Origin of the sequence: Alicyclobacillus herbarius DSM 13609, from assembly GCF_000430585.1 — a bacterium.
In the GTDB taxonomy this organism is placed as follows: domain Bacteria; phylum Bacillota; class Bacilli; order Alicyclobacillales; family Alicyclobacillaceae; genus Alicyclobacillus_G; species Alicyclobacillus_G herbarius.
Genome location: NZ_AUMH01000017.1, coordinates 1 through 12859, shown reverse-complemented (window position 1 = coordinate 12859; position 12859 = coordinate 1). Strand labels below are relative to the sequence as shown.

The window sequence follows — 12859 nt, the reverse complement described above, 5'->3', positions numbered from 1 at the left end:
ACTCCCACACATCCGTTTTATCCCAATGCGTTGGCTAATCGTGTCTGCACCCAACCGCGCGGCAAAAGAGCAATCGTCTTTTGCAGGTCTGGACCGTGCACAGTTCCGGTCAACGCCGCCCGCACCGGCATATACAGTCCGCGCCCGCGCACACCCAGTTCCTGCTGGATGCGACGGAAGCGAGCCTTGCTTGCCTCGACGGTCCACGGCTCGGCATCGGCTTCCACCAGCTCCAGATAGCGGCGCACCACGTCCCGCGCCTTTAAATCCGCCAACACCTCTTTCGCTTCGTCGTCGAGCGTCACCCGAGAGGTGAAAAACCCGGCTGCCAAATCGACAAACTCGTCCGCACAGGCTAACTGCTCCTGATACAGTTCCACCACGCCCGCCAACCAATCGCGGCCGCAGCCTTCGGGCAGCGCCACACCACGCTGCGATAGTCTGTCCGCCACCAAATCGACCACGCGCGCCAGGTCGGCGGATTTAAAGTATTGGTTGGCCATCCAGTGTAGCTTTTGCGGGTCAAACACGGCCCCGCTGACGCCGACCCGGTCGAGGTCAAAGCGCTGGCAGAGTTCGGACAGGGAAAGGATCTCCGTTTCATCTCCCGGCGACCAGCCCAAGAGCGCCAGGAAGTTGACCAACGCTTCTGGCAGGTAGCCCTGCTGCCGGTAGGCGTCCACCGGTTGTACGTTCGGATCGCGCTTACTCAGCTTCTTTTTTTGCTCGTTCAAAACCTGCGGCAGATGCGCGAAGACGGGGACCGGGTAGCCCAGGGCTTGATAAACCAACAGCTGCCGCGGGGTGTTGGACAGGTGTTCCTCGCCACGAATGACATGGGTAATCTCCATCTGGGCGTCGTCGACCACCACTTGGAAGTTGTAGGTCGGTATCCCGTTCGTTTTGACGATGACGAAGTCCCCCAAATCATCGCTCTTAAACTCGATCCGGCCGCGAACTTGGTCCGATACGGTCAGGGTCTGTCCGGGTACCACGGCCAATCTCCAGGTGTGTGGAACGCCAGCCGCCAGGCGCGCTTGGCGCTCACTTTCACTTAAGTGTCGGCAGCGGCCACTGTAACGGGGAGCAACGCCCTTGCGCAAGGCGGCGTCCCGTTCGGCCTCTAGTTCTTCGGCCGTGCAGAAGCAAGGGTAAGCCAGGCCGGCTTCTACCAGCCGCTTCAGCGCAGCCTCATAACGAGGCAGCCGCTCGGTACATCGGTAGGGCCCCTTAGGACCGCCGATGTCTGGGCCCTCATCCCATTCCATGCCCAGCCAGCGAAAGCCGGCGAGCATCTCCGCCTCGGCCCCCTCCACGTGGCGCTCCAAATCAGTATCTTCTATGCGCAGAATGAACTTTCCGCCATGGTGACGGGCAAACAACCAATTGAACAAGGCGGTCCTGACCCCGCCGATATGTAGGTGCCCGGTTGGGCTTGGTGCAAAACGCACACGGATGCTCATTGTGTCCCATCTCTCCCGCCGTATCGTAGACTTTATTCCGCTGCCGTCAATAAAACCACAGCCTGCGCCCCAATACCCTCCTCACGGCCAATAAAACCCAAACGTTCTGCCGTCGTCGCCTTGACGCTGATTTGTTCCACCCGCGCCTGGTACAGCTCCGCCATCCCCTGGCGCATCTGCGGAATGTGGGGCGCCAGCTTGGGCCGCTCACACAGCACCATCACATCGAGGTTGCCCAGTCGGTAGCCACGCGCTTGTACCAACTGATACACCTGGCGCGCCAGTGCGCGGCTATCCGCGCCGCGATACCGGCTGTCCGTATTCGGAAAGTGCTGGCCAATATCCCCTAACGCCAAAGCCCCCAGCATCGCGTCCATCACCGCATGCAGCACCACATCCGCGTCGGAGTGGCCATCCAGTCCGCGTTCAAACGGGATGGTCACGCCGCCGAGGACGAGCGGCCGCCCTTCCACCAGCGGATGCACGTCAAAGCCCAGACCGATTCGCACCCGAAATCCCCCTCATCCTACGAAAGGACCGGCACAGACAGCGCCGGTCCCGTAACACATCGCTCATCGCGTACTCTACTCATTATATACCATATCGCTGGTTTCGCACCAACATCGCGCGGCTGACTCCGCCAGGCTCAGGAAACCCGCGTTATACGCCCTGGCCCCGTTTCATAAAGCTTTTTCCAGCAGCTTCGGTTTGGCAAAAATCATCCGCCCCGCTGAGGTTTGCAGCACGCTGGTAACCAGCACTTCCACGCGGCCACCGATGTACTCGCGGCCACCCTCAATCACAATCATCGTGCCGTCATCCAGATAGGCGACACCCTGGTTGTGTTCTTTGCCATCTTTGATGACCTGGACGTTCAGCTCCTCGCCCGGCAACACAATCGGTTTGAGTGCGTTGGCTAGGTCGTTGATGTTTAAGACGTGGACGCCCTGCAACTCACAAACCTTGTTCAAGTTGAAATCATTCGTGACGACTTTGCCTTGAATCTGTTTGGCCAGCCGCACCAGCTTGCTGTCGACCTCTTGGATGTCGTCAAAGTCTATTTCCATGACCTGGACGCGGACCTTGGAGTCTTTTTGGATACGGCCCAGTACGTCCAACCCGCGGCGACCGCGGTTGCGCTTGAGAACGTCGGAGGAGTCGGCGATATGCTGCAATTCCTCCAGGACGAACGACGGAATCACCAGGACCCCGTCCAGAAAACCGGTCTCCACCAAGTCGGCGATCCGCCCGTCGATAATGACACTGGTATCGAGCAGTTTTGCTTCGCCCGGACGGAAGCCAGTTTTCTTATCCCGTTCCTTGTCTTTGTCTTTCTCCCGATGGGACAGCTTTCCGGCGAATAACCCCACCAGTTCTTCTCGCTTGGTGAAACCGATGCGCAAGCCGATGTAGGCCAATAGCAGCGTGACAAAAAACTGTATCGGCAGACCCACCAAAGGAATCGTGCGCAGCGCCGGAGCAAACAGGTACGTCACGAGCAGGCCGATAACCATGCCAATGGTGCCGCCGATGATATCCGCCAACGGTGTTTTTTGCAACTTGTCTTCCAGCCAACGAATGAGGGCGGTCAAGTAATTGACCAGCCAGGTTGTCGTCAAAACGAAAATCGCACCGCCTAAAGCCGCACCGAACAGGCGAGAGGTAAAGAGCCTGGAAGACAAATGGAAGACTTCTGTGAATAAGTCCGGGGCAAACGTATACCCGAGGACCACCCCAATCACGGCAAAAAACAGATGGACAAATCTCTTCAACATACGAATGATTCACCTCCTAATACGAGTATGGGCAAAATTCGGATGGTCAAACCGCTCCGAATGAGTCGGCATACGAAAAAGTTTTGCATCCCAATAACCCCCGTATACCTCTGACCATATCCGAACATCCTTGAACCGTTCTCAAAATCCGGGCGGCTTTGCGTGATAGCGGAAGAAAAAGGATAACAAAACGAACAATAAGTCCAAAATAAGGCCAAATCCCTGCAAAATATTGGGGTGATGCCCTTAGTGTAACACCCCCTGCCAGGTGCGTCAAAAGCCCCGTGTCTGCGGGTTATCGCAGACCGGGGCCTTTTTCTAGGGGCCTTTCCAGAAGGACTGTCGAGCCACTTTCATTGAGCCACTTTCATCGACTTACTTTACTCCAGGTTTATACGGCTTCATCTCCGCATCATGCCGGGCGCGCCGCAACCGTCGCCGTATGGCGCGGCTGAATCCATACACCGCGTACAATGCCAGTGGCACAAAAATCAGCCGGTTCAGCCCGGCGTAATGATAGCGAAACAACAGGTATACACAGACAACCAGCAGCGGTACACCGACAATCGCCGAGCGTGGAAAGGCCACCTTCTTGAAATTCGGGTAACGAGCGCGGCTAACCATGAGCAGCGCCAAAATCAACATCCCAATCGGCAAAGCCACCTGAGAGTAACGGATTAAATCCCCATACAGAGCCATCGTCGCCAAAATCCCGCCCGCCGCAGTAATTGGGAGACCGACAAAATAGTTCGTGGATCGGGTTTGGATGTTAAAGCGCGCCAAACGCAGGGCGCCGCAAACCGGGAACAAAACCGCCAGCAGGGTGCCCGCCCACCCTAAGGCGTGCAGCACCTCCTGATACATAATGAGGGACGGGGCGACGCCAAAGGTAATAATATCCGATAATGAGTCCAGTTCTTTCCCAAACGCGCTCTCCGCGTGCAGCCACCGTGCGGCGCGTCCATCCAGGCCGTCCAGAATCATGCCCGCGATGACAAGGAGAGCCGCTTCAGCCGTACGACCTTGGAACGCGCTGACGATGGCCAGAAACCCGATAATTAAATTTCCCACGGTCAGCAGACTTGGGATGGCTTTAATGAACAATGAACACCCTCCTTGGACAATCCGCCCCATCACCTGGCCCAACTTCTATTTACGGGCTTGTGCTTCCTGACCTGCACTTCCTTGTACTCAGATATGGCGGTCTATAAAGACCTGCTCTTGGATTCGTTTCAGCCCCTCGCGGGTCGTGCGCGCCCGTACCGCGCCAATCCCTTCGACTTGATCGAGGTCTTCGATGCTGGCCGAAAGGATGTTGCTCAGTGATGTAAAGTGTTCCACCAGATTCTCAATGATGGGCTGGGGCAAGCGCGAAATCTTATTCAAAATCCGGTAACCTCTGGATGACAGTGGCTCGTCACTGATGTTGGTCACGTTGTGATAGCCCAGAATCCGCGCCAACACCAGTCCGTCCAGCAACTGCTCCGAGTCCAGGGCGTGAATGTCGGACAAAATTTGGTGCGGCGTACGTTCCTGTCCAGGGGCCATATAGTCCTTCACCAGCAGATACGCTTCTTCATCGACCCGGGATACCAATTCCTCCAATTGCATGCTGATGAGCCGGCCTTCGCTCCCCAGTTCTGTGATGTATCGGCGAATCTCCGCCTTGATGCGCAGGACCAGTTCAACCCGCTGCAGGACCGTGGTCACTTCCTGTAGGGTGACGAGTTCCTCGAATTCCAACGCGCTAAGGTTGGTCAGAGCTTGATCCAGGACGGCCTTATACTTCTCCAGGGTTTGCATGGCCTGATTTGCTTTTGTCAGGATGACCCCGATGTCTTTCAAGGCGTATTTGAAGTTGCCCTGATATAATGTGATTACGTTTCGACGCTGGGAGATACATATGACCAACTGCCCGGTTTGCCGCGCGACCCGTTCCGCCGTTCGGTGGCGCGTCCCGGTTTCCGACGTCGGCAGTTTATGGTCGGGGTTGAGATTCGTGTTTGCATAATGGATCTTCTTCAGGTCTTCACTGACAATGATGGCCCCATCCATTTTGGCCAGCTCGTATAGATTCGAGGGCGTCAAGTCACACTGGATGGAAAAGCCGCCGTCCATCAGGCTAAGAACCATTTCCGTGGCGCCAACCACAATCAAAGCGCCCGTATTCGCCCGGAGGATATTTTCCATCCCTTCCCGCAGTACGGTTCCAGGCGCCACCATTCGCAGCGTCTTGTTGAAGGTTACTTCCCGCTTGCTCTCGTCCCGCATTCCGACACCCCTACATCACCTGCTGCATCGCGTCATGCAGCGACTCTACTGGAACAACCTCGATGTTTAGATTCAATTTCAAGCCACGCATGCTGCGCGCCGGGACCAAACACCGACCGAAGCCCAGCTTATCCGCCTCCCGGATACGCTGCTCCAAACGGCCGACGGAGCGGACTTCGCCCGTCAAGCCCACTTCACCAATGTACACGTCGTCTTTGGGCAAAGCCCGGTCATGGTAGCTCGAGACCAAGGCCAACGCCAGGCCCAGATCCACGGCCGGCTCGTCGACTTTCACCCCGCCTGCGATGTTGACATAAGCATCCGCGTTTTGCAAACGCAACCCTAACCGCCGTTCCAGCACCGCCAGGATGAGACACATCCGGTTATAGTCGGCTCCCGTCACCATCCGGCGCGGGTTCGCAAAACCGGACGGCGCAATCAGCGCCTGAACCTCCACCAACAAAGGGCGTGACCCTTCCATCGCAGCCGTCACGGCTGATCCAGGTGCGTGGTGACCGCGTTCCGATAAAAACAGCTCGGAAGGGTTGGCGACCTCCCGCAGCCCATCTTCTTTCATATCGAAAATCGCTAGCTCGTTGGTCGATCCAAACCGGTTCTTTACTGCCCTCAATATTCTATAAGTATGATGCCGTTCCCCTTCAAAGTAAAGCACCGCGTCAACCATATGTTCGAGCACCCGGGGCCCGGCCAGATTGCCCTCTTTGGTCACGTGCCCGACGATGAAGGTCGCAATGTTCCGGCGCTTGGCCACCTCAAGCAGCATCCCGGTGCACTCACGGATCTGGGAGACGCTGCCTGGCGCCGAGGAGAGCGCCGACGAATAGACCGTCTGAATCGAGTCGATGATAACGAACTGGGGCTTGACCTCGTCGACGACGGCCAGCGCCCGCTCCATCTCTGTCTCCCCCAGGACGTACAGGTGCTCATTCAGTGTTCCCAGGCGCTCCGCCCTGAGCTTAATCTGCTGCACCGACTCCTCACCTGATACATACAGGACATCGCCGGTTTTCGCCACCTGTTGTGAAACCTGGAGCAGCAACGTTGATTTGCCGATTCCCGGATCTCCGCCAACCAGGATGAGCGATCCGGCCACCACGCCGCCCCCGAGCACCCGGTCCAGCTCCTTGATGCCACTCGCCACGCGGTGACTCTCCATCGCCGGTACGGAGACGAGCGGACAGACGCCACTGCCTCCCGTTATCCATGACCGGCGTTCTGGCCTTACAGGCGGCTTCTCCTCCGTGGCGGTATTCCACTCGCCGCAACCCGGGCAGTGGCCAAACCACTTTACGGTCTCGTATCCACATGCTTGACATACATAACGGCTCTTGACTTTTGCCACCGGCACCGCCCCCATACGTACTCATCATACCGCAAGCGAGGGCCGATGAAGTATCAAATCTTGTACATGCAAACGGCGGGGATTTCTCCCCGCCGCGACGGAATCATGCTACCGCTACGGACTCAGCGAAACGACTATTTCATCAGGTCGTTTCGGCCAGCGCCGGTTCCACCTTGAGCGCTCCGTCCTCCACGTCCAGACGGACCTTGTCTCCCCGCTTGACCTCGCCGCTGAGCAGCGCCTCGGACAGCTTATCCTCAATGTGGCGCTGAATCGCACGCTTGAGCGGACGCGCGCCGTACTGCGGATCGAACCCTTCTTTGGCCAAGAACTGTTTCGCCGCGTCGGTCAAGGTGAATTCAATCTCCTGCTCCTGCAGACGCTTCTGCAGGTCGCGCACCATCAGGTCGACAATGCGCGAAATCTGCGCTTCATCTAGCGGATGGAAGACGATGATTTCGTCAATCCGGTTGAGGAACTCTGGCCGGAAGGTGCGCTTGAGCTCGTCCATCACCTTGTCTTTCATGCCCTGGTACTCGTGCGCCGTGTCCGGCTTAAAGCCGAGCGTGCCGCCTTTGCGAATCATCTCGGCGCCGACGTTGGAGGTCATGATGATGACCGTGTTACGGAAATCCACGGTGCGCCCCTTACCATCCGTCAGTCGGCCGTCGTCAAGCACCTGCAGGAGGATGTTGAACACCTCCGGGTGTGCCTTTTCAACTTCGTCGAGCAGAACCACCGAGTACGGTTTGCGCCGGACTTTTTCGGTCAGTTGGCCGCCCTCCTCATAACCCACATATCCGGGAGGCGCGCCGACCAGCCGCGCGGTCGAATGGCGCTCCATAAACTCCGACATGTCAATGCGGATCATCGCGTCTTCATCGCCGAACATCGCCTCCGCCAAGGCGCGCGCCAGCTCGGTCTTGCCCACGCCGGTGGGGCCGAGGAAGATGAACGATCCGATGGGCCGCTTGGGGTCTTTGAGCCCGGCCCGGGCGCGTCGGATGGCGCGGGCCACAGCGGTCACCGCTTCGTCTTGGCCGATAACCCGGTCGTGCAGGATTTGCTCCAGATTCATCAGGCGTTCTGATTCTTCCTGGGCCAGCTGCTTGACCGGAATGCCTGTCCACGACGACACGATGTAGGCGATATCCTCCGCGGTCACTTTGACGTCGTTATCGTTTTGCTGCCGTTTCCACTCTTCCTTGCGCTCCTCCAGTTCTTGCTTGAGTTTCTGCTCCTGGTCGCGCAAGGCCGCAGCCTTTTCGAATTCCTGGCTCTGGACCGCCGCGTCTTTTTCGCTGCGCACGCGCTCTAACCGTTGTTCAAGCTCTTTCAAGTTCGGCGGTGCAGTGCGGGTGCGCAGGCGCACGCGGGATGCGGCTTCGTCAATGAGGTCAATCGCCTTGTCCGGCAGGAACCGGTCGGTAATGTACCGGTCAGACAGCTTGACGGCCGCCTCCAAGGCCTCATCGGTAATCTTAACGCGGTGGTGCGCCTCGTACCTGTCGCGCAGGCCGTGCAGGATTTGCACCGCCTCTTCCGGGGTCGGCTGGTCGACCATAATCGGCTGGAAGCGACGTTCCAACGCGGCGTCCTTCTCAATGTGCTTGCGATATTCGTCAAGCGTAGTGGCGCCGATGCACTGTAGCTCACCGCGGGCCAAGGCCGGCTTGAGGATGTTGGAAGCGTCAATCGCGCCTTCCGCCCCGCCGGCGCCAATCAAGGTATGCAGCTCGTCGATAAACAGAATGACGTTGCCCGCCTGGCGGATCTCTTCCATAATCTTCTTCAATCGGTCCTCAAACTCGCCGCGGTACTTGGTGCCGGCGACCACCGTGCCCATGTCGAGTACCATGACTCGCTTGTTGCGCAAGGTCTCTGGGATCTCGCCGGCAATGATGCGCTCAGCCAACCCTTCGGCGATGGCCGTTTTCCCGACACCCGGTTCCCCAATCAGCACCGGGTTGTTCTTCGTCCGCCGAGAGAGCACCTGAATGACCCGTTCAATCTCCTGGTTGCGTCCGATGACCGGATCGAGCTTGCCGTCCCGCGCCATCTGCGTCAGGTCGCGAGCCAAGCTGTCCAGCGTCGGCGTGCCGGCGGCCTCCTTATCCGGACCGCCGTCAACCACATCCCCACCCAACAGCTGCAGGACCTGCTGGCGGGCCTTGTTCAAACTGACGCCCAGGTTGCCCAGTACGCGGGCCGCCACGCCCTCGCCTTCGCGGATGAGACCAAGGAGGATGTGCTCCGTTCCGACGTACGTATGGTTCAGTTTGCGCGCTTCGTCAATCGACAGTTCAATCACTTTCTTCGCACGCGGCGTATAGGTCATTGGGCCAACCTGGCTCTGCCCAGGCCCGATAATCTTCTCCACCTCCGCCTGCACCTTGTCCGCGCTGACGCCGAGGCTCGCCAACGCCTTCGCGGCGATGCCCTCGCCTTCCCGGACCAGGCCGAGCAGGATGTGCTCTGTGCCGACTCCCGGGTGACGCAGACGAGCCGCCTCTTCCTGTGCCAAAGCCAACACCTTTTGGGCTCTCTCGGTAAAACGAGCGTACATGTCAACGCACCTCCATATCATCCATTCTGAGTCGTTCACGAATCAATGCGGCACGCCGGATGTCTCGTTCAGCGGGTGAAAGCTCTTCATTATAATATTTCTGCAAGAACGCCGGCTGAGTCATGACCATCAATTCTTTGAGGATGCCCGCCGAGACGCCCTTGATGATGCCTAAGTCAATCCCAAGACGTACGTCCGACAGTCGCTGCAGGGATTCCTTGGAGTCCATCCGCCGCGCGTAGGCAAGAATGCCAAACGAGCGGCAAACCCGGTCCTCCAGGCCTTCGCGCATCTCCGAGAGGAGATAGCGGCGGGCGGATCGTTCATGGTCGATTAACTGCTGTACAACACTGCTCAGGTTCTGAATGATTTCCTGTTCGGATTCGCCAAGTGTCACTTGATTCGACACCTGGAACAGGTTTCCTGCCGAGTCGGTGCCTTCTCCGTAAATTCCCCGGACGGTCAACCCGACATGGGACACGGCGCCCAGCATGCGCTCTACCTGGCCGGTCAGGACAAGACCGGGGACGTGCATCATGACCGAGGCCCGGATGCCCGTACCGACATTGGTCGGGCAGGCCGTCAGGTACCCGAGCCGTTCGTCAAACGCGTAGACGATGTGGCTTTCCAGAGCGTCATCCACTTTGTTCGCGAGGTCCCACGCCTCCTGTAGGCGCAGCCCTGGGAGAATGCACTGGATACGGAGGTGATCCTCCTCATTCAGCATGATGCTAACGAGTTCATCCTCACGCAGGGCGACGGCACCGTGCCGTTCGGCGGCCGCCAGGTCCTTGCTGATGAGGTGTTTCTCAACCAGTACCTGGCGATCGAGCGCCGAGGTGTCGGAGCACCGCAGCAGGTCAAACTTGCCTAGGGCTTGAAACTCCGGGGCCTGCATCGCCTGGCGCACGGTTTCAATCACCTGATTGGCGTGACTGTCCGTCTGGAGTATTGGAAACGGCACACCCTCGAGATTCCGAGCGATGCGCACACGGCTGGTGACGACAATGTCGTCTTCCGGCCCCCCGTCTTTCATCCACCGACTGGTGGCGTTGCGGAGAAAATCGCTCAGAGACATCGGCTCACCCCCGATTCGATTCCAGTTGCTGCTCGAGGCTGCGAATTTCGTCGCGAAGCCGGGCGGCTTCCTCAAAGTGCTCGAACGCGACCGCTTGCTTCAACTGCTGGCGCAGGCGTTCGAGGTTCTTTCGCAGCTGCACCTGTTTCCCGGCGTGGATAGGAATCTTGCCAATGTGCTCGGTCCCGTTTTGAATCCTCTTCAATAACGGCTCCAACCGGGCGGCGAAACTCTCGTAGCACGTTGGGCAGCCCAAGCGGCCGACTTTGGTGAACTGCTGATAGGTCATGCCGCAGTTGCTGCAGCGAGCCTGGACCTGAACCGGCGCATAACCTGGCGACGACTCCATGTTCAAGAGCCCGCTGAGCAGGTGATTGAAATCGAGCGCCTGCATCGGTGCTGCGAAGAAGTTGCCCTGCTCACGAGCACATTGTTCGCATAAGTGCTGAACGCTCTTTTGTCCGTTGACAATCTTGGTAAACTGAACACTTGCCGGCCGCTGTTGACAACGTTGACAGAGCACCGCTGTCCCCTCCCTGAATCACTCGCTTTCGACCGCCAGCGCGAGCAGCATGCGGACCATCAAACGGGCGCGCAGTTGATCTCGATAGGGGAGATCGACATACAGTGCGTCCCGACTGACGGCTGCTTTAAACACTGCGGCTTCGCGCGCACTGAGTAGCCCTTCCTGCTGCAACCGTTGGATGAGGCCCTCCGCCTCCCGCTGGGACAGGCTGTCGCCGACCGTCCGCGCGGCGTGGACCAACGGCTGGTCACCCCCGAACCGTACGCGGCGAATGCGAATGTATCCGCCGCCGCCCCGCTTGGACTCGACGATATAGCCTTGCTCCGCCGAAAAACGAGTACTGATGACGTAGTTGATCTGCGATGGTACGCACTCGAAAAGCTCAGCCAATTCACTTCGCTGCAACTCAATCACCCCAGACGGACTTTGTTCCAAAATCCGCTTGAGGTGCTGCTCGATGTAGTCAGACATGCTCCCAGCCAATGAACTCCCCCTCGCTTCGGGTCACTCGGTCAAACGAGCGGATCGACACCGAAGACCTGGATGACGTTCCGATGAACGTCTCGATGATCCGATCGATGAACGCCGACCCGGATAAACGTCGTTTGACTTTGTCCTTCATTGACTTTGACTAACCTTGACCTTATTATATCGCTTGCACTGAGAATTGCAACCCGTGGTGAAAAAAACTAAACACATTTTAGGTTGCCCGCTTTCCGACCGTGTCAAACCATGAAATTTGCGATCAGGCACGACGCTTCCCGGCCGACCAACCGGTCGTTGACCCTCTGGGATTTTGGCGCTACACTTTTTTGCAAGTCGTTTGTTGAATCACGGAAGAAAGGTTGGTCCTTCGGTGGCTTCAAATAAACAAAAAGAGATTGCGCTTGCGGCTGTAAAGTTGTTTGAGCAGAAAGGGTACCACGCCACTTCGGTCCAGGACATCGCGGACGAAGTCGGACTGCAAAAGGGCAGTTTATACCATTATATTCATTCGAAAGAGGACCTGTTGTTGCAAATCGCGCACCAGGCGATTACCGACTTTAACCAACGGCTTGAGCAAGTTCTACACTCGGAGATGTCCGCGCGTGAAAAACTCGTTCAAGCCATCGAAAACCATCTTACGGTTTCCATCTCAAATTTGCAGACCACGACGGTATTGCTGCGGGAAGCGTTCTCGCTTGGAGAACCGCAACATCGGGTGATTCAGGACTTGACGGACCGTTATCTCAATTTGTGGACGCAGATTTTGATTGACGGGAAGGAGAGCGGCGAATTTACCGTCGAGGAGCCCAAGATTACGGCGTTGGCGCTGCTCGGCGCATGCAACTGGGTGTATCGCTGGTACCGTCCAGAAGGTGCGCTCGACGCGAAGGAAATCACCAAGGTGTTCGGTGACTTGTTCCTGCATGGACTCCTGGCTGATGGCGGCAGAGAGAGTGCGGCGAGCACGAAAGAGACCTCTGATTAAGGATGCGGCTAAAGGCGCCGTCTGAGGCTGCTTTGCATGCAGCGCTAGGGCGCCGGGTGCCCGCTAAGCGACGCTCGGCGGGCGGCGTCTGAACCAGGCGCACCAGGACAGGCGGCCGAGGCCGATTGGGGGATGATTGAGGATTTCGGCTTCGAGATTGAGCCTACCGAATAGCCCCGCAGCATCACCAAAAAAAGCACCCTGAGATGAGTCCTGCTCACCTCAGGGTGCTTTCTTTCGGTGTCCTTCCCTCGCCTGGCAACGTCCTACTTTCCCAGGAGCTCCCGCTCCAAGTATCATCGGCGCTGGAGGGCTTAACGGTCGTGTTCGGTATGGGTACGCGTGG

The 12859-nt window shown here is 57.9% G+C and carries 11 protein-coding genes and 1 rRNA gene; 1 reads left to right on the top strand and 11 read right to left on the bottom strand.

The window, feature by feature from the left end:
• Positions 1 to 17: 17 nt before the first annotated feature.
• The 10 genes from gltX to H522_RS0112030 form a co-directional block, all read right to left on the bottom strand.
• Entirely contained in the window at positions 18 to 1463 is a 1446-nt protein-coding gene (gene gltX, locus H522_RS0112075; protein ID WP_026962510.1) for a glutamate--tRNA ligase, read from the bottom strand.
• A 32-nt stretch (positions 1464 to 1495) separates the two neighbouring features.
• On the bottom strand, positions 1496 to 1972 hold the full coding sequence (ispF, locus tag H522_RS0112070; RefSeq protein ID WP_026962509.1) for a 2-C-methyl-D-erythritol 2,4-cyclodiphosphate synthase: 477 nt from the start codon (positions 1970 to 1972) through the stop codon (positions 1496 to 1498).
• 171 nt (positions 1973 to 2143) lie between these two features.
• Positions 2144 to 3238 carry a PIN/TRAM domain-containing protein gene (locus tag H522_RS0112065; RefSeq protein ID WP_026962508.1) on the bottom strand — a complete coding sequence of 365 codons (1095 nt, stop codon included), beginning with the start codon at positions 3236 to 3238 and terminating at the stop codon, positions 2144 to 2146.
• Positions 3239 to 3613: 375 nt separating this feature from the next.
• A complete protein-coding gene (pssA, locus tag H522_RS0112060; protein ID WP_026962507.1) occupies positions 3614 to 4342 on the bottom strand; it encodes a CDP-diacylglycerol--serine O-phosphatidyltransferase in 729 nt (242 codons plus the stop codon).
• Positions 4343 to 4429: 87 nt separating this feature from the next.
• Entirely contained in the window at positions 4430 to 5509 is a 1080-nt protein-coding gene (gene disA / locus H522_RS0112055; protein ID WP_026962506.1) for a DNA integrity scanning diadenylate cyclase DisA, read from the bottom strand.
• A gap of 10 nt (positions 5510 to 5519) precedes the next feature.
• On the bottom strand, positions 5520 to 6872 hold the full coding sequence (gene radA / locus H522_RS0112050; RefSeq protein ID WP_026962505.1) for a DNA repair protein RadA: 1353 nt from the start codon (positions 6870 to 6872) through the stop codon (positions 5520 to 5522).
• Positions 6873 to 7014: 142 nt separating this feature from the next.
• Positions 7015 to 9438, bottom strand: a complete 2424-nt coding sequence (locus H522_RS0112045) for an ATP-dependent Clp protease ATP-binding subunit (RefSeq protein WP_026962504.1) — start codon at positions 9436 to 9438, stop codon at positions 7015 to 7017.
• Between the two features lies 1 nt (position 9439).
• On the bottom strand, positions 9440 to 10516 hold the full coding sequence (locus H522_RS0112040) for a protein arginine kinase (protein WP_026962503.1): 1077 nt from the start codon (positions 10514 to 10516) through the stop codon (positions 9440 to 9442).
• A gap of 4 nt (positions 10517 to 10520) precedes the next feature.
• The gene (locus H522_RS0112035) at positions 10521 to 11039 is read right to left on the bottom strand and encodes a UvrB/UvrC motif-containing protein (protein WP_026962502.1); all 519 of its coding nucleotides are present in this window, start codon (positions 11037 to 11039) and stop codon (positions 10521 to 10523) included.
• A gap of 18 nt (positions 11040 to 11057) precedes the next feature.
• A complete protein-coding gene (locus H522_RS0112030) occupies positions 11058 to 11513 on the bottom strand; it encodes a CtsR family transcriptional regulator (RefSeq protein WP_035453775.1) in 456 nt (151 codons plus the stop codon).
• A 385-nt stretch (positions 11514 to 11898) separates the two neighbouring features.
• On the opposite strand from H522_RS0112030, the gene H522_RS19175 reads away from it, so the two are divergent.
• Complete coding sequence (locus tag H522_RS19175; RefSeq protein ID WP_051344222.1) at positions 11899 to 12513, top strand: TetR/AcrR family transcriptional regulator; 615 nt, start codon at positions 11899 to 11901, stop codon at positions 12511 to 12513.
• A gap of 253 nt (positions 12514 to 12766) precedes the next feature.
• Here H522_RS19175 and rrf read toward each other — a convergent pair.
• Positions 12767 to 12859 (bottom strand): 5S ribosomal RNA (gene rrf, locus H522_RS20625); the annotation flags it as partial.

What these genes read in the sequence shown, in the direction of transcription:
- gltX (WP_026962510.1), bottom strand. Translation starts at nt 1,463, where the DNA reads ATGAGCATCCGTGTGCGTTTTGCACCAAGCCCAACCGGGCACCTACAT.
- H522_RS0112065 (WP_026962508.1), bottom strand. Translation starts at nt 3,238, where the DNA reads ATGTTGAAGAGATTTGTCCATCTGTTTTTTGCCGTGATTGGGGTGGTC.
- disA (WP_026962506.1), bottom strand. Translation starts at nt 5,509, where the DNA reads ATGCGGGACGAGAGCAAGCGGGAAGTAACCTTCAACAAGACGCTGCGA.
- H522_RS0112045 (WP_026962504.1), bottom strand. Translation starts at nt 9,438, where the DNA reads ATGTACGCTCGTTTTACCGAGAGAGCCCAAAAGGTGTTGGCTTTGGCA.
- H522_RS0112040 (WP_026962503.1), bottom strand. Translation starts at nt 10,516, where the DNA reads ATGTCTCTGAGCGATTTTCTCCGCAACGCCACCAGTCGGTGGATGAAA.
- H522_RS0112030 (WP_035453775.1), bottom strand. Translation starts at nt 11,513, where the DNA reads ATGTCTGACTACATCGAGCAGCACCTCAAGCGGATTTTGGAACAAAGT.